Genomic DNA, 18,396 nt, shown 5'->3' with positions numbered 1-18,396 from the left:
GTGATCAAGCCGGTCCGCACGGGGTGGGTTCCTTGTCGCAGTCGACCCAGTGCGGGGGATCGGTCGCTCCACCCAGGTCGAAACTGGTTCGCTGCGACACGTGGGCTGGCAGAGCCTCGACCGTGAACGGCTTGCCTCCGTTGTCCACCTTTGCGGTGAACTTCCCCTCGGGGGTGAGGTAGTCGACCCGGAACGCCCAGGAGCAGATCTGCCCGGCGATGCCGCCGACCTGGACGGCGATGTCCCCGGGCGTGGTGGCCTGGCCGAGGTCGAGCTTGTGGTGGGCGAAGTAGTCCGTGCTGATTGCGAAGCCCTCGTCGTCGAGCTCCACCGCCGCGGTGCCCGGTGGTACGGCGACGGACAGGAAGACGTTCGGCACGCTGCCCTCACCCGCCGACGGGGCGACTACGGAGGACACGACCGGGCTGGGTCTGCAGGAAACGTCGGTCACGCCGATGCTCTCAATGGTCACGGACGAACGGTCGCTGGTGAAGTGCAGGCGGTAGCTGTCTCCGCCTGCCATGCCCTGGCGTTCCCGCTGCTGGATCAGCTTCAGGGCAGGGTCATCGGTGTTGGGCGAGACCTTGGGAGCGTCGCCCGCGGGCAGCAGCCGGGCGCCCAGCGGCTCCAAGTATGCCCGCACCCCCGCGAGGTCCTCCGGTTTGAACGGTGCGAGCCCCGCCTGCTCCGCCTGGGTCAGCGGCCGGTCCAGCACGAAGGTCCAGACGCCGTAGCGACGCAGGTCCGGTCCGTCCACCACCACCTGGAACGGGACGGTCTGTCGGTCGAGGTCCTTCTCCGCCTGCCGCTGGAGTGCGGTGTCTCCCGCCGCAGTACGCCCGCTGTACCAGTGCTGGCCCACGACCACGGCCGCCGCGAGTGCCAGCGCGAGGACGGAACCACCGGCGGCTCGGGCAGGCGTGATCCGGCGCCCGGGACCGCTGCCGGGACCGTTGTAGTACGTGACCGGCGCATTGACGTCCCGGCCGGCGCGGTACCGGACTGAGACGCTGCTCGTCGCGCGTCCCCGGAGCTCGGCCACCTCCCACCGCAGCGCCCCCAGCTCCCACTGATCCTCCGCGAGCTGCTCCCCGTGCCCCGCGAGCGTGGCCTCGGTCCGTTCCAGAGCGTCGAGCGCCGCGTCCAGCCGCCGCTGCACCTCGGCGGCGGCGCGGTCATCCCGGACCCGGCCGATCTCGGTCCGCAGCCGCGCCAGCTCGTCAGCCACCCATGCCAAGGGGCGAGCGGCATGCGCGGCCTGCGCCAGCCCCTCCAGTTCCGCCCGCGCCCGGGCCTGCGCCTGCCCGCCCAGCCGCTCTGCGACCATCGTGAGGAAGCCGGGCACCATCTGCCGGGGAGCGGTGATCCGCAGCTTGCCGTTGAGGTACTTGCTGTACTTCTCCTCCGACCAGTGGAGCCGTTCGGCCTGGTTCTTCTGCAGCATCCCGGCTGCCTTGAGCTGCCCGGACCAGTGCTTGAGCGCGGCTGCCAGGGCGAGGTCCGCCTCGGACACACTGCTGCCAGGGTCATTCTGTCCCACGGTCGCTCCCAGGAATTCAGGTTGCCCAAGCTTCGACAACTCTTGCCCCTGCCCGCAACTCCGCTGCTCAGATTCTCTTGTGACTATGAGTCAGAGTGAATCAAGGCGCCGGTGGCGCCGAACCTCCGCGCCTTCGACGCTGGTGCGGGCCGCTGGAGCCGCACCGGTCCTCATAGGGGCTCCGTGGTGGTGCCTTGCCCTTGGGATCGTCTGCACCACCCTGCTCGGGCTGGCGACCACGCTCTTCCCCCAGGACAGCGCGGACCGCCGCGCGGTGCTCCAGAGCTGGACTGATGTCAGGCGACGTCGGAGAGGTGGAGTGGGTGAGACCCTTCCGGCTCCTCGTGCAGTCGGTCGCGGGCCGTCGAGGAACAGGGGCACGGCTCCTGCCCCGTCGACCGGCGATCGGGATGCCCGGCCTTCGTGAGCTTCCTCAGCTTGTGGGCGCGGTGAGGACCGCGATCGAGGCCTCTCGCCGCTGGAGCGCCCGCACGTACGACCTGCGGGATCCTGTGCCTCGCCGGCGGTCCGTGCCGAGGGCTTCTCGACCGGGTCGGCGTCACCGCCTCAGTGGCGGCGGCCGCTCTGCTCCAGTTGGTCACTGATGCGACGTGAACAGGCCAGGTCGGTCAACGTCATGGACTGAACACCCTGTCGATCGCCAGGATGCTTGCCGGCCCGCAATCCAGCAGGGGCCCGTTCACCCCCAGGGGGTCCTTCCATGCGACTTCGCACCATCGCCATCGCCACAGCGGCAGCCCTGGGTATGGGTGTCGGGACGGCAGGCACCGCCAACGCCGCGTCTCCTGCCACGGCCTCCTGCAGCGGGCGGCAGGTCGGCGTCTCCCAGAACTACACGGCCTATGGCATGACGGCCGGAAACATCTCCCAGATCTACAACGGCTGCGGGGCCGTGGTGGCACGGTGGATCTGGAACTACTCATTCGTGCAGGCGCACCCCGACTCCTTCATCCGGGTCGCGCTCGCCTCCGCGGGATACCGCGGCGGCGCTCCCGTCACCCCGCTCAGCGTGGAGAGGGCGTCCGCCACCACCACCTACAAGGTGGACTCACTGTGGATGGACATTCACAGTGCCGACCCGGACTCGTGGCGTGCGGGTGCCGAGCTCGACTTCAGCGGATGCGCGGCATGGTCTTCGCAGCACTACTACGGCAACGGCTCGGAGACTGCCGGCCCCTACGCAGGGTGCAACGACTGGCAGAACGTGAACCAGATCCCGTGGACCCGGCCGTAAGGGCTCGCACGCAGCACACGGGGCCCGGCGTTGTCGCCGGGCCCGTCACCGCACTCGCAGGCGAAGCCACCCGCCGGCCGCGTCCCCGACCTCACGGGGCAGAACACCCCGGCCGGCGGTTGCACGGCCGCAGGTGGGCCTCAACGGTGCTCGGTGAGCCGTAGGGCGAGCCGGCTTGCGAGCGGATCGGGGGCGGTGGGGTCGGGGTCGGGTGGCCCCGCCGGAGGGACACTGCCGGCGTGGTACTGGAAGAGGAAGCCCAGGTCGCCGTCGGTAGCGGCGAGGGCGGTCAGGGGGAGCAGCGGGTCGGCCCCGGCCGTGGAGCGAGGGCTTCTCGTTCGCCGCACCGGCGCTGGACGATGCTCGTCCGGTCAGCCCAGCGATGCGCTCGCCGCGCGCAGTTCGTCCAGGGCCGCCAGGGTGTACCCGGCGAGCCCGTCCTCGGCGCCACGGTCGTCCTCGGCCCATGCGGCGTACCCCCGTTTGAAAGCGAGGACGCCCAGCTCGCCCGCGAGAGCCGCAGTCGGATCGGGTACGCCGCGGGCGACCAGAGCGGTTGTCATCGCGGCCGCGAGACTGACGGTCTTGAGGGTGTCACGTTCCTGAAGCTCGGCGCTGGCGGCGACGGCCGCCTTCAGGCGGGGGGCGAGCTCGCGGCTCCTGGGGCCCATCGCGGCCGAGGCGCGTTCGAGACCGCCAGCGACCGCCTCAAGCGGGCTGGCGTCACCGGGCGCGTCGGCGATCCCCTCGGCCAGCAGGCGGCTCAGCGTCTCCTGCCCGGCGACCAGCAGCTCGCGCTTGTCGGGGAAGTGCCGGAAGAAGGTGCTCTTGGTGACCCCGGCACGCTCGGCGATCTGCGCGACCGTGGTGGCGTCATATCCCTGCTCCGTGAACAGGTCGACCGCAGCCACGACGAGGCGTTCACGCGCACCTGGTTCCCATCGACCCATGGGTTCAGCATATGCGATGGGACTCTTGTCCCGTCACCCTGCTAAGGTGATGGGACAAGAGTCCCATCACTTTGGGAGGGTTCCATGCACGTCTTCGTCACCGGCGGTACCGGTCTGATCGGTTCCGCCGTCGTCGCCGAACTCCTCGGCAACGGCCACACCGTCCTCGCGCTCGCCCGTTCCGACGCCTCCGCGCAGGCCGCCGAGGCAGCCGGCGCCGAGCCGCTGCGGGGAGGCCTCGCCGATCCGGAGGTCCTGCGCTCCGGCGCCGCCCGGGCCGACGGGGTGATCCACCTGGCTTTCGGCAACGACTTCAGCAGCCCCGAGGCCCTCGCCCGGAACGTCGCCGAGGAGACCGCCGCCCTCACCACCCTCGGCGAGGAGCTCGTCGGCAGCGGCCGTCCCCTGGTCACCGTCTCGGGTACGCCCTGGGTGCCGGGCCGTGCCTCCACCGAGGCCGACCCGGTGCCGACCGACGGGCCGGTCGGCGGTCGCGGCCGCACGGTCACCGCGGTCCTGGGCCTGGCCTCGCGCGGGGTCCGGAGCACGTCCGTACGCATGCCGCGCACGGTTCACAACGAGGGCACGGGCGGGTTCGCCGGTCTGCTGACCGACATCGCACGCCGGAGCAGGATCTCCGGCTACCCCGGCGACGGCACACAGCGCTGGCCCGCCGTCCACGCGCTCGACGCGGCCGTTCTCTTCCGACTCGCCCTGGAGCAGGCGGAGGCCGGCACCGCCTGGCACGCCGTGGCCGACGAGGGGGACGAGGTGCGGGACATCGCGGCCGTCATCGGCCGACGGCTGGGCCTGCCGGTCGAGTCGGTGCCGGAGGAGACCTACGGCCCGCTCGGCCCGATCTTCAAGGCCGACCAGCCCTCGTCCAGCACCCGCACCCGCCAGGCGCTCGGCTGGGTGCCGAAGCACCCCAGCCTCCTGGAGGACCTGGAGAACATCCGGCCCTGATCGGTGACCGGCGATCGGGGCGGGCCCGTTGCCGGCGCTCACCTCGACGGCGGAAGACCCTCACCTATGTCACTCACGACCGACCGTCTCGTGCAGCGACGTCTCGTACCCGCACATCCCGCGGTCAATGCGCTCCTGTTCCCGAAGCGTTCCCCGCACCGTCGCCAACAACCAGGTCCACCGGTGCCGGTCCGCCGCCCGCGTGGCAGCGACACATCTCGCACTACCCGCACCAATGCGGCAATTCATGTCCACAACACGTTAGGAGGTTCCGTCATGCCGACAGTTGGTTCTGCCGGCGAGTACCGAGAGCGGTTGTTGCTCAACGGCGAGAACATCCCGCTCCGCGAGGAATCGATGCCGCCGAGTTCTGGGAGCACTCGAGTGCTTGCGACGGAGCCGAGGCTGTGCTCGCCGGCGGAGCAGGGCCCGAATCCGGCGGGTCAGTCGCCGCCGGCGGCGACGCACTGATCGCGCCCGGCGAGTCGGCCGGACCACACCGGAAACCTTCTGGCCTGCGACGACAGCGCCCGCTGTGCCGAGTGGCGGCCTCCGGACGGGGCGCCTCGTCGTCCTCCGTGGTCCCCCACGCGGGGGACCACGGGCCCGCCCCACAGACGATGCCCGCCGACCGCGCCGACTGCGAAACTCCTCGCATGAGCACCCTCTCAGCCACGATGACACCACAACGGCTGCGTGCCACCTGGCGAGCGGCGCACGCTCCCGTGCCCGGCGTACCGCGGTGGGCCCGGATCGCCGCGTACACCGTCCCGTTCACCGCGCTCCCGGCCAGTGCATGGCGGATCGCGGTGGTGGTCTTTCATGTCCCCCTCGACGGCGGCGCCGTGCAGGACACCGGGAGTCTCCCCTTCTGGCTGCCGATCGAGGTATACGTGCTGTTGCTGTCGGCCGTCTCCGAGCTTCTGGCGTTCACGGCTGTCGGCCTGATCGCCGGCTGGGGCGAGGTCTTCCCGCGCTGGCTCCCCCTGCTGCGCGGACGGCGCGTGCCGATACCGGCCGCCGTGGTTCCCGCAGCCCTCGGCGCGACCGTCCTGACGCTCCTGTGGACGGCAGTGTTCGTCATCTTTACCACCAGGCGCACCCTTCAGGGCCACCCGCTCTCCACGGACAACCCGCTGGCGATGCACGACTGGCACGCCGCAGTCCTCGCCGCCTGCTACGGCCCGCTGCTCCTGTGGGGGCCGCTGCTGGCAGCAGTCACAGTCGCCTACTGGCGCCGCCGCACGGCCGCCGGCAAACGGGCCACCGGTCGGGGACGAACGCACGGGTGCTGACCGACCGGCGGGACCGGACGGCCACCCGCCACGACCGCGCGCACGCCGACCGACGTGCGACGCCCCGGCGAAGCGAGAGAACTCGTTCGCCCGGGCCCGTAACGCGGCGGCGGTCTCCTCGCGTTCGAGTGTCACGGGACTGAAGCGGCAGTCCATCGCGTCGAGCTCGGCCGTGACTTGCGAGTGCGTGAGGGGTCAAGCGAACGCGGCGAGCGTTCCCGTTCCGGGGACGGGAAGATCGATCGTGTCTCGCCGGGTCTGTCGAACCGCCGGCCTTGTCACACACGTGGTAGGGCGCCGACTCATTCAGGGGACCGTGTGGGCAAGGGGCGCAGGCTGGGGGAGACGCCGCAACGTCCGGCTGGCGGAACTCGCGTACACCCTGGAACTCTTCGGCGCCGAACCGGTCGAGGACCCCGGCGCCGGTGAACCCGCCCGCACCGCCGAAGCCCGCGCCGCGGACTACCGCACCGGCGGCCGCGGCCCCGCCGTCCACCGCACCGGCGGCCTGCTGGAGCAGGCCGCCGCCGCACCGAACACCGCCGACCACTTCCGCGGCGCACTGATCCCGGCCGTCAACCACCACCTGCGCTGCGCCGCCACGATTCTGGCGCGCGCCCGCACCTGCCTGCAGACGCAGCCCTCCCCGACCACCGACGCCGGTGCTGTCCCGCTGGCGGGTGATCCTGACCGGGGGAGTGCCCGGGCCGAACCGTGGTCCATCAAGGCGTCATCCCGCCAGTAGCCCGGGTCGGCGTGCAACGGCCCGGTGCTGAGCTGCCGCGCGTGCGGCCCGATGCACCGCCGGCGGCCGCGGCGGAGTCGGCACCGTCGCCGCCGGGTACGTCCGGGCCGGCACCGAGGTGTTGGGTGCGGAGCCGGAAAGGGGCGGCGGAGGCCGGCCGGCACACCCGCCGATTCAGCCCCGGAGGGAGGCGAGCCAGGCGGTCAGCAGACGGTTGACCTCCTCGGGACGCTCCTGCTGGATCCAGTGCCCGCAGCCGTCCAGGACGTGGGAGGAGGCCAGGGCGGGGAGGGTGGCGGGGTAGGCGTCGATCGCGTCGGCCATCCAGGTCGTGGAAGCGTCCAGGGCGCCACCGATGAACAGGGACGGCTGCTTGATCGGGGCTCCGCGGTACTGGGCGAGGTCCTCCCAGTCGCGGTCCATGTTGCGGTAGCGGTTGAGGGCCCCGGTCATGCCGGTGCGCTCGAACTCCCCGGCGTACACGTCGAGGTCGTCCTCGGTCAGCCAGGCGGGCAGCTTGCCGCCGGGGAAGCGGTCGCGCAGCCGGCCGCCGGCGCGGGCCACAAAGTGCGGGTCGGGCTCGCCCCGGGAGGGCATGGTGTCGGCGGACATGGCCGCGTAGAAGCCCGCGAGCCAGCCCCGGAGGTCGGGCTCCATCTCTGCCTCGGCCCGGCCGGGCTCCTGGAAGTACGAGACGTAGAACTCCTGGTCGCCGCCCATCTGCGCGAAGACGTCGGTGGGGCGAGGGCCGCCGGGCGGCGCGTAGGGGACGCTCAGCAGACCGACGGCGCGGAAGACCTCGGGGTGGAGCAGGGCGGAGGCCGCCGCGATGCTGGAGCCCCAGTCGTGCCCGACGACCACCGCCCTCTCCTCGCCCAGGGCGCGCACCAGGGCGACGTTGTCCTCCACCAGGTCGAGCATCCGGTAGGCGTCCGTCGCGGCCGGCTTGGAGGAGCGGCCGTAGCCGCGCACATCGAGCGCCACGGCCCGGTACCCGGCCGCCGCGAGGGCCGGGAGTTGGCGGCGCCAGGAGTACCAGGACTCGGGGAAGCCGTGGACGAGCAGGACCAGCGGCCCGGTGCCCTGCTCGACCAGGTGCAGGCGCCCGGCGGGTGCCTCGATGGTGCGGTGGCGCAGGTCGGCGGACGGCGTGGGCTGGTGCATCGTTCTCCTCGGTTCACGGGCGGCCGCGGTTACCCGCCGAGCATGCGGCGCGGCGGCCGCGCGACGCGAGCACTCTTGCGGTCTCGGCAAACCGGCAGGACAGGGCGGTGGAGGCGGCACGGCCGGAGGGAGCGGGGGAGACGGTGACGGACGCGACGCCGGCATAGCCGACAGGACCACGAGAACGTTCCCCCACTGCCCCACGCGGACATCAACGGCCTCTCCCCGCACCACGGCGGCCTGGGCTCCAGCGACATGTTCGCCCGGTCATCCCCGCACTCGCCGCCCACCGGCTGGTCAGCACAGGCGGCCTGCAGGCACACGGCCGCACCACCGACATCGACCGCCCGCGCGCGGAGCGCCTGGCGGACGACACCGCCGCTCCCATCGAGCACCTCGGCCTGAAGCACGCCGACGTCATGGGGTACTCGCCCGGCGGGCGGGCGGGCGGGCGGGCGGGCGGGCGGGCGGGTTGGCTGCGCTGTGCACCGCGGCCCGCCACCCGGATCCGTTCGTCGGCTGGTCCTCCGGGTCCCCGGCGCCGATGAGCCGGATGAGCGCGCACTTCGCCGAGCAGCCGAAGCGCACCCGAGTACGAGAGCCGCGCCCGCACTGCCCCGCGCGCCCAGGACCGGCCGGTCCCGCTCGACAAGGCCGGGGCCCGCCTGCGCAGCCCGTACGACTGGACCGCCGAGGTCGCGGCGATCAACGCCCCGACCATGCTGGTCTTCGCCGACACGGACGCGGTGCGCCCGGCCACATGGCCGAGTCTCCTTCGAACTGCTCGGCGGAGGCATGCGCGACGCCGGCCAGGACGGATCGGCCCGTCCGCGCGGACAATTCAATTGCGGGTCAGGCGGGAGCAGTAGGACCAGAGGGGGCGGCACCTACGGGTGGTAGAGGGCGTAGGCGCGTGTCACGTCGGCGGGCCCGTCCTTGCCGATGTGGAAGAAGTAGTCGACCTGCCACGCCTGTGTGCCGCGGGCCTGCCGGTTCGTCGTGGCCACCCACGGCGGGTAGACGCGGAAGGCTCGTTTCCCGCCGGAGCCGTTGCGGGAAACGACGCCGCGCCCGCACAGCACCTCGCGCGGGAACACGAACTGCCCGAAGCCGTTCTTGTCGCGGCTGCTGATGACGAAGAGATCCACCCCGTCGGCGGCGTCGAAGGGCCGGATCGGCCCCTCCTCGGACCGCTGCCACACGGTGACGAACTGGCCCACCTTCGTCGGGGTGGTCTTGGCCACGCGGAACCGTACCGAGCGGCCGTCGACAGCGAATCCGCAAGCCGCGTATTCGGCGCCCTCCGGTTCGGCCATCGGCAGCGAGTAGGCGAAACAGCCCGGGTCGTACACCAATGCCTTCGCCGCCAGCAGGTCACCGTGAAGCCCCGCCCACGGCTGATTCATCACCATCCCGTCATCCTGTCATCGCGCCCGCCGGCCCACTCCAGCGGCCGCTGCGCCTGCAGGCGGCGTCGGACGAGGCGGTCCGGCAAGCGCTCGGCGCCCTCGCGCTGCACCCGCCTGGTCGCCTCGGACGGCCGAGGTCGCCTTCCCGACCCCCTCGACCCGGCCGCCTCGCCGCCCGCCCCGAGACGCCGCGTGCTGGAGCCTGTCGACGAACCAGCCGGATCAGCACGGTGCTGTGCCACGCGTGGGACACCCCGAGCTACCTGGGAACGTGTCCTCGACCGCCCCGGTGACGGAGGCCAGGTCGGGCATCGTGATCTCCGAGCCGTCCGGTGGCGACCACCCCTCTGCCGTGGCGGGGTGCTGTACCGGTGCTCTCCGCACGCGACTGCATCCTTTGGACTACTGCGTCTTCGGTCCTGCGGAGGACGATCTTGCGACACCGCCGCGAGAGGGTTGATCCGTGCGGACAACCATCGGATACACCGTCGAGAGCATCGGCTACGTCGTAGGAGGCCAGGGGCTTGTCAGCTTCGCCTCGCAGGCCCTCTTCGGCACGGAGTGGGGCTGGATGCACAAGGTCGTCGACCTCCCGTCCACCGCTTACCTCGGCATCGTCGCCGTGGGGCTGGCGCTCATCGTCGCAGGGGTGAAGACGCGGAGGACACCCCAGCACCAGACGGTCGCCTGACCGGCGGCCAAGACTCCTCCACCGCGCTGCTCCTCCTCCGACGGAGCCAAGCTGTGCCACCACGGCCTGCAAGCCAACAGCAACCAGGTCCGGAGGGTCCTCGGGGCGTAATGCTCACCAACCCGCCATGGGCAGGTCAGTGCCGGACGCGCTGTCGACCACGCCGGCTGACGGGCTTGACGCGATGTACTCCCACGAGGGTGACGAATCTCGCGGGATTCGAGCCAGTTGAGCGCGTATGCGACTTCCTATGGCGGCGGAGGGGAAGGCTCGGGGGCGCAGCGGCCGCGATCAGCGCGGCGCTGTCCAATGGAGAGGACGCGAAATGACGGACTGGCAGTCGTACGTCGACGATGACCTGGGCGGGGACCTGCTCACGGCCGCGGTCATCATCGACGCCACCGATGGCGCCACCCTGGCCCACAGCAACGGGTACGACCTGAAGGCCGGCGAGGGCGCGGCCATCATCGACAAGTTCGAGATCCCCTTCAAGGCGCGCGTCGAGGGCGTCGCCGTCAACGGCGTCACGTACACGGTGGTCGAGGCCGGCGAGCGCTCGATCTACGGCGAGAACGGCGACACCGGCGTCGCCCTCGCCAGGACCAGCGAGGCCATTGTCATCGGCTACTACAACGGGCAGCAGCCCGAGCTCGCCAGGATGCTCGTGGACAAGGTCGCCAGCTACCTCCATTGACCGACGGTGGGGCAGCCCGACGCGCTGACGGGCTGCCCCACGGCAGGTGAGCAACCGGTGAAACCGTCATGACCCGGTACAATCCGTGAACTGTCCCGCAGGCGAGCGGGACATCCTCTCAGCGGCGTCGGGTCGAGGCGCGCGGGATCACCGTGCACGGGACGGTCACCTCGCGGGCGGGCAGGCCGTCGAGCAGATCGATCAGCAACCCGACCGCCTCGGCGCCCAGGCGGTAGGCGTCGAGGCTGAGCGTGGTCAGCGGCACGTCCCAGTCTCCCAGGGCGCCCGTCTGGTCGGTCTCCCGCATCACGCTGATCATCAGGTCGCCCGGAATGTCCAGGCCCAGGCGGCGTGCCGCGGCCACCAGCGCCTGGCCGTACGTCTCGTTCAGTCCGTGGACCGCGTCGGGGCGGCCCGGCAGCGAGAGCAGGCGCAGCGCGGCCTCGACCGGATCCTCGGTGGGGGCCGGTGCCTCGATCAGCGGGGTCTGCCCGACGGTGGCGCACCAGTCGCGGTAGAGCTGTTCGCTGTCCTGGGTGTAGGCGTCGGCCTGGGAGCCGGACAGCAGGGCCACCCGCCGGGCCCCGGCCTCCCCGAGGTGGCCGAGAACTTCGGCCATGCCGTTGGCCAGGTCGCTCTCGACGGTCGGCACGTGTTCGTAGCCCGGGTCGATGGGGCGGCCGTCGGTGACCACCGGTAGGCGGCGGCGTGCGCACTCGGCCAGCACCGGGTCGTTGCGCACGGGGTCGACGACGATCAGGCCGTCCATCGGGACGCGGGCCCACAGCCCGGAGACCGGGTCGCCGGGGACGGCGACCAGCGCGTAGTCCCGTTCCACCGCGGTGACCGAGGCTCCCGCGGTGAACGCTGCGTAGTACGGCCGGTAGGTGCCCTCCCAGGGCTTGTCCTCCATGTGGCCGACGGCCACACCGAGGATGCCGGTGCGTCCGGAGACCAGTCCGCGGGCGACCGGGTCGGGGCGGTAGCCGAGCTCTTCCGCGGCGCGCAGCACCCGGTCGCGGGTGGCGGCGGCGATCTTGCCCTTTCCGCTCAGGGCGTGCGAGACGGTCGTGATGGACAGGCCGGTCGCCCGGGCCACGTCCCGGATGCCGGGGCGCTGCCCGTTGGCCTTGTGTGAGGTTCCCCCGGTGGTCATCGGCTGATCTCCCCCTCCGTTCCGTGTGGTGCGGGATCAAGGCTGGCAGATGTCGGGCGCCGGTCCAAGACCTCGATACCAAAACGTTTTGCTTCCTTTGATCTGCGGGTCTTGACGGGACCAAAACGTTTTGGGCACCGTGTGTGCCACGCCACCGCCGCCCCCCGAGGAGCTCTTCGTGCGCAGCTTCCGTCTTCCCGTCGTGCCCGTTCTCGCCTCCGTCCTGCTGGCCGCTCTCACCGCCTGCAGCGGCGAGGGCGGTGTGGGCGGCGACGCCACCACCCACACCACCGACGCCAAGGGCTCGCGGAGCTACGGCTCCTGCACGGTGACCGGGACCAGGGGCTCCGTCGAGCTCGACACCGTCACGCCCGGTACCCTCACCGTCGTCGGCGACCTGCCCAGCCCCGGCTGGTGGGACGGCGACACCGTCCGGGACATCGACAGCGGCTACGAGTACTGCATGGCCGCGAACATCGCCTACCGTGCCGGTTTCGACAAGCTCACCGTCCGAAACGTCTCCTTCGACGCGCTCGTCGCCGGCAAGTCCAAGGACTTCGACATCGCGCTCGCCGAGATCTCCATCACCGACGAGCGGCGCAAGGTCGTGGACTTCTCCACCGCCTACTTCGACTCCAACATCGGCGTGCTCGTCAGGACCGGAGCCCCCGTCACCCGGGACGACATCGCCGGCAAGCGGCTCGGCGTCAAGCAGGGAACCACCGGCGCCGACTTCGTGCGCGACGTCCTCAAGCCCCGGCAGGAGCCGAAGGTCTTCGCCGGTGACGTCGAACTCCAGGCGGCGCTCCAGGCGGGCCAGATCGACGCGGCGCTCACCGACGTCGCCATCGTGCTCGGCAAGGCCACGGAGTCGAAGGGCACGCTCACCGTCGCCGGCCAGTACGCCACCGGCGAGTCCTACGGCGCGCTCTACCCCAAGGGCAGCAAGAACGCCGCCGCGCTCGACGGCGCCATCGCCGACATGCAGAAGGACGGCACCCTGAACGCGCTTTCCACCACCTACCTCGCCAAGGCCTTCGGCGGCGACCCCGCCACGATCCCCGTGTGGAGCACGAAGTGAGCCTCACCTCCGACCTGTCCACGCCCGGGCGGTCGCAGGCGCAGCGCGCCGCCACCCCGCCCCCGACCGTCCTGCCGCTCGCCACCGCCGCCACGGCCGGCGTCCTGCTCGTCGTCGCGGCCGCCGCGGCCGCCGCCTGGTCCGTCCACGACTCCGTGCCCGGGACCAGCGCCACGGCCGCCGCCGGGGCACTCGCCGTGAGCGCCGCCGTCCTGCCGCTGATACGGCCCGCCCTCCGCGCACTGCACGCGGGCCGCGCCGCCGCCACCGCATGGGCCGAGGACCGCAGGGCCGACGCCCGGCGCCTGACCGCAGAGGCCCGGGAGGACGCCCGGACCGTGCTCGGCTGGTCCCTGCTGGCGCTCACCCTGATCGGCGGACTGTGGTTCGTCCTGGCGAACGACCGCGCCGTCCAGCGCACCTTCTTCGACGGCGACGTGATCGGACTCAGCGTCACCGAGATCACCTCGGCCTTCGGCACCAACCTCTTCATCGCGGTCGTCGCCCAGATCCTCATCCTCGTCTGGGGACTGACCCTCGCACTGGCACGAATGGCCCCGGGCCGGGCCGGGCGCCCCCTGCGGCTCCTGGCCACCGGCTACATCGACGGCTTCCGCGCCGTACCGGCGGTCATCGTCATCTACCTGATCGGCTTCGGCCTGCCGCTCGCCGAGGTGCCGCTGCTCAGCTCACTCAGCCCGGTCTGGTTCGCCATCCTCGCCCTCACCCTGACCTACGGGGCGTACGTGGCCGAGGTCTTCCGGGCCGGCATCGAGTCCATCGCCCCCGGACAGACCGCGGCCGCCCGCTCGCTCGGCCTCTCACAGAGCGCCACCCTGCGCCACGTGGTGCTGCCCCAGGCCACCCGCCGCGTCGTCCCGCCCCTGCTCAACGACTTCATCAGCCTGCAGAAGGACACCGCACTGGTGAACGTCATCGGAACCATCGACGCCTTCAACCAGTCGAAGATCTACGCCTCCAACCACTTCAACCTCTCGTCGGTGACCGTGGTCGCGCTGCTCTTCGTCCTCATCACCATTCCGCAGGCCCGGCTCGTCGACCGGCTGGTGGCCCGTGAGCACAAGCGCGCCAAGGAGGCCTGACGTGGCGTTCATCGAGATCGACGCGGTACACAAGAGCTACGGGAGCACCCCCGTTCTGCGCGGCATCGACCTGGAGGTGGAACAGCACCAGGTGGTCACCCTGATCGGCGCCTCCGGCAGCGGCAAGTCCACCCTGCTGCGCTGCATCAACGCCCTGGAGGACATCAGCGCTGGCGAGATCCGGGTCGGCGGCGAGGTCGCCTCCGGCCGCGGCACCGACGTCGACCGGCTGCGGCGCGACGTCGGCATGGTCTTCCAGCACTTCAACCTCTTCCCCCATATGACCGTGCTGCGCAACGTCGCGCTCGCCCCGATGCGGGTCGGCGGCGTCCCCCGCCAGGAGGCGGAGGACCGGGCCCGCGCCCTCCTGGAGCGCGTCGGCCTCGGCGACAAGGCGGACAGCCTGCCGGAGCGCCTCTCCGGCGGACAGCAGCAGCGCGTCGCCATCGTGCGCGCCCTGGCCTGCGGACCGCGGGCCCTGCTGCTCGACGAGATCACCTCGGCGCTCGACCCCGAACTGGTCGCCGAGGTCCTGGCCATCGTCCGGGAACTGGCCGAGGACGGCATGACCATGCTGCTGGCCACCCACGAAATGGGCTTCGCCCGGGAGGTGTCCAACAAGGTGTGCTTCCTGCACCAAGGCGTCCTGCTGGAGGAAGGCCCTCCGGAGCAGATCTTCGGCGACCCGCAGGAGGAGCGGACACGCGCCTTCCTGCGCCGCATCGTCGAGGCGGGACGCCTGTGAGCGCCCCCGTGGTGCTCGTCATCGAGCACGAAGACGGCACCGGGCCCGCCCTGGTGGGCGAGCGGCTCCTCCGGGCCGGCCTGCGGCTCGACCTGCGCCGGGCCTGGAACGGAGACCCGCTGCCGGACGACCTCACCGACCACCACGGCCTGCTGGTCCTCGGCGGAGCGATGGGCCCCTGCGAGGACGAGCGGGCACCCTGGCTGCCGGCCGTCCGCGATCTGCTCAGGGAAGCCGTCGCACGCGACGTTCCCACCCTGGGAATCTGCCTCGGGATGGAACTCCTCACCGTCGCCTGCGGCGGCAGGGTCGAACACGCCTCCCACCCCGAAGTCGGCCTCGTGGAACTGACGCCACTGCCCGCGTGCTCAACCGACGTCGTCTTCACAGCTCTGCAGGGAAGCCCGCCGGCCGTGCAGTGGCACTGGGAGGAGACCATGACGCTCCCGCACGGCGCGATCCCGCTCCTCACGAGCGAGCACTGCACCCACCAGGCGTACCGGCTGGGAAACCGCGTCTGGGGCGTGCAGTTCCACCCGGAGGTCCTCGCAGCGCAGATCGCCCGGTGGGGCGACGACGACGCCCCGCTACGCGCGCTCGGACTCGACCCGGCGCAGGTGGTCCGCGAGGTCGACCGCGCAGAGGACACGCTGCGCTCCCACTGGGGCGCGATGGCCGACCGATGGGCGGCGGTGGTCACCGCCTCCCGCCCCGCGAGGCCCTCCACCCCCGAAGCCGGCACCGCCGCACGGCACACCACCACGGCCCAGGGCACAGGAGAACGGCCGTCGCCACGAATCCCTGAACTGGCATCGGACGACACCGCCTGACCGGGCACGTGCGAGCCGCCGGGAGCCTTCATCGGGTGGCTGCCGACTGCCGCGCAGGCGAGCAGGGCCCCTTGGCAGCTCGAACGGTGTCACAGCCGACAAGCCCTCCAGGAGGCCCCGGCATCGCCGGTGAGCAGCGAGTGGCCGTCCGCCGTTCGGGGTCCGTCTCCTTCCGGCCGCCCGAAGGCGAGGGACCTTGCGCCGTCTTTCGGGACGCCGTCGGCGCGGGGAGAGCGCGGGCGCGGTCTCCCAAGCCGACGCAGAACAGGCGGGCCGTACGGGATGCGGGCATGGCTGAGGAGCTCCTGTCGAAGAAGGGGAAGTCCGTGGTGGGTCTGAGCGCCCGCCAGGGCGCCGTCGCCGCACCGGATTCGGCGGCCGCCGGGCGTCCCCCGCGGCGCCTCCAAGCCTTCCGTACGGGCCCCTCCGAAGGCCAATGCGTTGCGGTTCTTGATTCGGATCCGCCCACACACGCTCGACTTCCCGACAGCGCCCACCGTGCACTCCACCACCGCCCCGAGCAGCCCGGACACGGCCCCCAAGTACCAGACCTGCCCCAGCCCGCAGCGCCCCGCTCCCACTGCCGGGAAGGCCGCCGGCCCCGACCCGCGCCCCCGGGCACCGGCCCGGCTGCGCCCCGCTCCGGTCCGGCGGGTGCCCGGGGGCACCCGCCTCGCCGTTCTGGGGCCGGACGCCCGGACCGCCGTCCGGGTGGCGGTGGGGTTCGTCCCGGCAGCGGGGTGGGCAGAGCCTGCGACATGACGACACCCATCACCAGGCGCCGCCGTCGCCGCCACCCGGCCGCGCCCACCGCGTCCGCGCCCGCGTTCCCGGTCCGCGCCGGATGGCCGCCGGCCCCGGCCCGGCCGGGCAGCGCCGGGTGCTGCCGGACCTGGGCCAGGCGGTGACCGCCAGCACGGTGGCCGGGCCGATGAGGGTACGGGTGTGCGCGGTCCTGGTCCACGACGGCCGCGTCTGCCTGATCCGCCGTCAGCGGGAAGCCGGCCTCCAGCACTCGCTGCCCGGCGGCCTGGTCGAGGACGAGGACGGCGAAGAACCGGCCGACGCGCTGCGCCGGGAACTGCTAGAGGAACTCGGCCTCGACCTGGCGGCGCTGCCCGCGCCGCCAGTGCTGCGCTTCGTTCAGGACCAGGAGACCGAGCAGCCGGGCGAGAGCGCGCCGTTCCGGCGCCAGCACCTCGTCTTCACCGCCCACCTACCCGACCACCTGGCGCAGGCCGTCGCGCCGGTCGAGCAGGACGATCCCGACCAGGCGCCGGTCGTGTGGCTGCCCGTGGCCGACGCTGCCAGCCTCCACCTGTACCCGGACGTCGGCGCCGTCCTCCGCCAGGCCGTCGGGCTCGACGCGGCCGCGGGCGGCCCGGTGCTGCTCCCGGCGATGACCAGCGCGTCCTACCAGTGGCGTTGACTGCAATGTGGGATGGGAGTCTTGGTCGGTCCGACTCTCTGGCAGCATCGGCGTCATGTCTTCTGAATGGGTGACGGCTGCCTTTACCCTGGCGGGCTCGGGCTTGACGGGAGTGCTTGCCCTGGCCGGGACGAGGGCTCAGCGCTGGCAGACGAGAGTGCAGATGGCGGCGGCCGGCAAGCAGCGCGTCGACGACATGCGCAAGGACTGCTACGTCAGGTTCCTGAACGCCGCGGCCGTGTTTCAGACCACCTGGTGGCACCGCTTGGATCAGCCCAACAGGGAAGAGACGCGGGACCAGCTTGTTGTCTGCTGGACCAACCTGGAGCAGGAGACCGCAGCGGTTCAGATCATCGGCCCGTTGGATGTGAGTCGGAAGGCGACGGCCGTCACGAGCGCACTCATGACGCTGGACGACGTCTCGGAGGCCTACCGCAAGCAGATCGGACATTCCGCCCCGGAAGAGTCGTTGAGGCAACTGGACGAGGTCAGGGCGCAGCGCCGTGCGAGCGCCGCTGCGCAGGAAGAGTTCGCCGCTGCCGCTCAGACCGTGCTCGGCCTCCAGTAGTCGAGCCGTCCACGACCACCGGCACTGGCGCACCGTCTACCCGCCCACGGCCACGAGGGCTACCCGCTCGTCAGCCGGGGTGGAGCGCTACCCGCACGTCAGCGTCCATCGGAAGGATCAAGAGGTCGCCGTAGTTCCAGCTCCAACGACCGTCACCGCGTCGGCTGCCGCCCGCCGTCGCGCCGACCGCCACCGCGGCCCTCGCGCACGTCGAGGTCGAGTCGGACGACGCCGGGGCCCCCGCCGGCTGGACCTTCGCCACCACGGCGGACGGCTGCACGGTCGGCGGCCCCGCGCTCGCGGTGGGCCAGGACGTCACGCACAAGATCACGATCAGGCAGTTGCCCAACACTGACGAGGTGGCTTTCAAGACGCTGGAGACGTACGGCGACGGCCACGTCGACCGGTGGATCGAACTGCCGCAGGGCGGCGTGGGGCCGGCGCACCCGGCTCCCGTCCTGAAGCTCGCGCCGGCGTCGCCGGGTGCCACGCCGCTCGCCCCCTCCACGACCGCGCCGAGTACCGGTCCCGCGGGCACCGGTCCCGCGGGCACCGCCGCCCCAAGTGCCGCGCCGTCCGTGTCCCCGTCCGTGTCCCCGTCCGTCTCGTCGTCCGTCTCGCCCGTCGCCGTCACCTCCGCCGGCGACGACGGCGGTTCGTCCTCGGCCGTCCCCATCGGCGTCGGCCTCGGCGTGCTCGCCGCTGCCGCCGGTGTCTGGTGGTGGCGGCGCGGACGGAGCCGGGACTCCGCAGGCTGACCGGTCGCCCGGACGCC

The 18,396-nt window shown here is 72.0% G+C and carries 19 protein-coding genes; 13 read left to right on the top strand and 6 right to left on the bottom strand.

Annotated elements, in window-relative coordinates:
* Positions 1-4: 4 nt before the first annotated feature.
* Positions 5-1,540, bottom strand: coding sequence for a hypothetical protein (locus tag ACF9IK_RS00475; protein ID WP_395292242.1), 1,536 nt, complete (start codon positions 1,538-1,540; stop codon positions 5-7).
* Positions 1,541-2,261: 721 nt separating this feature from the next.
* On the opposite strand from ACF9IK_RS00475, the gene ACF9IK_RS00470 reads away from it, so the two are divergent.
* Entirely contained in the window at positions 2,262-2,795 is a 534-nt protein-coding gene (locus tag ACF9IK_RS00470) for a hypothetical protein (RefSeq protein WP_395292241.1), read from the top strand.
* Between the two features lie 140 nt (positions 2,796-2,935).
* Here the strand turns inward: ACF9IK_RS00470 and ACF9IK_RS00465 are convergent, their stop codons facing one another.
* Together ACF9IK_RS00465 and ACF9IK_RS00460 are read right to left on the bottom strand one after the other, a co-directional pair.
* Positions 2,936-3,142, bottom strand: coding sequence for a hypothetical protein (locus ACF9IK_RS00465; RefSeq protein WP_395292240.1), 207 nt, complete (start codon positions 3,140-3,142; stop codon positions 2,936-2,938).
* A gap of 24 nt (positions 3,143-3,166) precedes the next feature.
* A complete protein-coding gene (locus ACF9IK_RS00460) occupies positions 3,167-3,745 on the bottom strand; it encodes a TetR/AcrR family transcriptional regulator (protein WP_395292239.1) in 579 nt (192 codons plus the stop codon).
* Between the two features lie 84 nt (positions 3,746-3,829).
* Between ACF9IK_RS00460 and ACF9IK_RS00455 the strand changes: the two genes are divergently transcribed.
* The 3 genes from ACF9IK_RS00455 (at position 3,830) to ACF9IK_RS00445 (ending at position 6,751) form a co-directional block, all read left to right on the top strand.
* A complete protein-coding gene (locus ACF9IK_RS00455) occupies positions 3,830-4,711 on the top strand; it encodes an SDR family oxidoreductase (RefSeq protein WP_395292238.1) in 882 nt (293 codons plus the stop codon).
* Positions 4,712-5,367: 656 nt separating this feature from the next.
* Positions 5,368-6,006 carry a hypothetical protein gene (locus ACF9IK_RS00450; RefSeq protein ID WP_395292237.1) on the top strand — a complete coding sequence of 213 codons (639 nt, stop codon included), beginning with the start codon at positions 5,368-5,370 and terminating at the stop codon, positions 6,004-6,006.
* 316 nt (positions 6,007-6,322) lie between these two features.
* Entirely contained in the window at positions 6,323-6,751 is a 429-nt protein-coding gene (locus ACF9IK_RS00445; protein ID WP_395292236.1) for a hypothetical protein, read from the top strand.
* 174 nt (positions 6,752-6,925) lie between these two features.
* Here the strand turns inward: ACF9IK_RS00445 and ACF9IK_RS00440 are convergent, their stop codons facing one another.
* Complete coding sequence (locus tag ACF9IK_RS00440; RefSeq protein ID WP_395292235.1) at positions 6,926-7,915, bottom strand: alpha/beta fold hydrolase; 990 nt, start codon at positions 7,913-7,915, stop codon at positions 6,926-6,928.
* An 887-nt stretch (positions 7,916-8,802) separates the two neighbouring features.
* Complete coding sequence (locus tag ACF9IK_RS00435; RefSeq protein WP_395292234.1) at positions 8,803-9,327, bottom strand: MepB family protein; 525 nt, start codon at positions 9,325-9,327, stop codon at positions 8,803-8,805.
* A 460-nt stretch (positions 9,328-9,787) separates the two neighbouring features.
* Here ACF9IK_RS00435 and ACF9IK_RS00430 point away from each other — a divergent pair, with 460 nt between their 5' ends.
* Both ACF9IK_RS00430 and ACF9IK_RS00425 read left to right on the top strand, forming a co-directional pair.
* Positions 9,788-10,015: a hypothetical protein gene (locus tag ACF9IK_RS00430; RefSeq protein WP_395292233.1), complete on the top strand. Its 228-nt coding sequence runs from the start codon at positions 9,788-9,790 to the stop codon at positions 10,013-10,015.
* 325 nt (positions 10,016-10,340) lie between these two features.
* Entirely contained in the window at positions 10,341-10,709 is a 369-nt protein-coding gene (locus ACF9IK_RS00425; protein WP_395292232.1) for a profilin, read from the top strand.
* Positions 10,710-10,827: 118 nt separating this feature from the next.
* On the opposite strand, the gene ACF9IK_RS00420 is transcribed toward ACF9IK_RS00425, so the two are convergent.
* Entirely contained in the window at positions 10,828-11,865 is a 1,038-nt protein-coding gene (locus ACF9IK_RS00420) for a LacI family DNA-binding transcriptional regulator (protein WP_395292231.1), read from the bottom strand.
* Between the two features lie 178 nt (positions 11,866-12,043).
* On the opposite strand from ACF9IK_RS00420, the gene ACF9IK_RS00415 reads away from it, so the two are divergent.
* The 7 genes from ACF9IK_RS00415 to ACF9IK_RS00385 all read left to right on the top strand — a co-directional run bounded on the left by ACF9IK_RS00415 (position 12,044) and on the right by ACF9IK_RS00385 (position 18,379).
* Positions 12,044-12,946, top strand: coding sequence for an ABC transporter substrate-binding protein (locus ACF9IK_RS00415; protein WP_395292230.1), 903 nt, complete (start codon positions 12,044-12,046; stop codon positions 12,944-12,946).
* Positions 12,931-14,049 carry an amino acid ABC transporter permease gene (locus ACF9IK_RS00410; protein ID WP_395292229.1) on the top strand — a complete coding sequence of 373 codons (1,119 nt, stop codon included), beginning with the start codon at positions 12,931-12,933 and terminating at the stop codon, positions 14,047-14,049. The genes ACF9IK_RS00415 and ACF9IK_RS00410 overlap by 16 nt, the downstream gene beginning before the upstream one ends.
* 1 nt (position 14,050) lies before the next feature.
* Positions 14,051-14,794, top strand: coding sequence for an amino acid ABC transporter ATP-binding protein (locus ACF9IK_RS00405; RefSeq protein ID WP_395292228.1), 744 nt, complete (start codon positions 14,051-14,053; stop codon positions 14,792-14,794).
* Positions 14,791-15,624: a type 1 glutamine amidotransferase gene (locus ACF9IK_RS00400; RefSeq protein WP_395292227.1), complete on the top strand. Its 834-nt coding sequence runs from the start codon at positions 14,791-14,793 to the stop codon at positions 15,622-15,624. The genes ACF9IK_RS00405 and ACF9IK_RS00400 overlap by 4 nt, the downstream gene beginning before the upstream one ends.
* An 844-nt stretch (positions 15,625-16,468) precedes the next feature.
* Complete coding sequence (locus tag ACF9IK_RS00395; protein ID WP_395292226.1) at positions 16,469-17,053, top strand: NUDIX domain-containing protein; 585 nt, start codon at positions 16,469-16,471, stop codon at positions 17,051-17,053.
* 55 nt (positions 17,054-17,108) lie between these two features.
* On the top strand, positions 17,109-17,621 hold the full coding sequence (locus tag ACF9IK_RS00390) for a hypothetical protein (RefSeq protein ID WP_395292225.1): 513 nt from the start codon (positions 17,109-17,111) through the stop codon (positions 17,619-17,621).
* 302 nt (positions 17,622-17,923) lie between these two features.
* Positions 17,924-18,379, top strand: a complete 456-nt coding sequence (locus ACF9IK_RS00385) for a DUF1775 domain-containing protein (protein WP_395292224.1) — start codon at positions 17,924-17,926, stop codon at positions 18,377-18,379.
* Positions 18,380-18,396 lie beyond the last annotated feature (17 nt).

Origin of the sequence: Kitasatospora hibisci, assembly GCF_043950205.1 — a bacterium.
Lineage (GTDB): Bacteria > Actinomycetota > Actinomycetes > Streptomycetales > Streptomycetaceae > Kitasatospora > Kitasatospora hibisci.
Note: the sequence above shows the minus strand (reverse complement) of the source record. Positions and strands in the feature narration are given on the sequence as shown.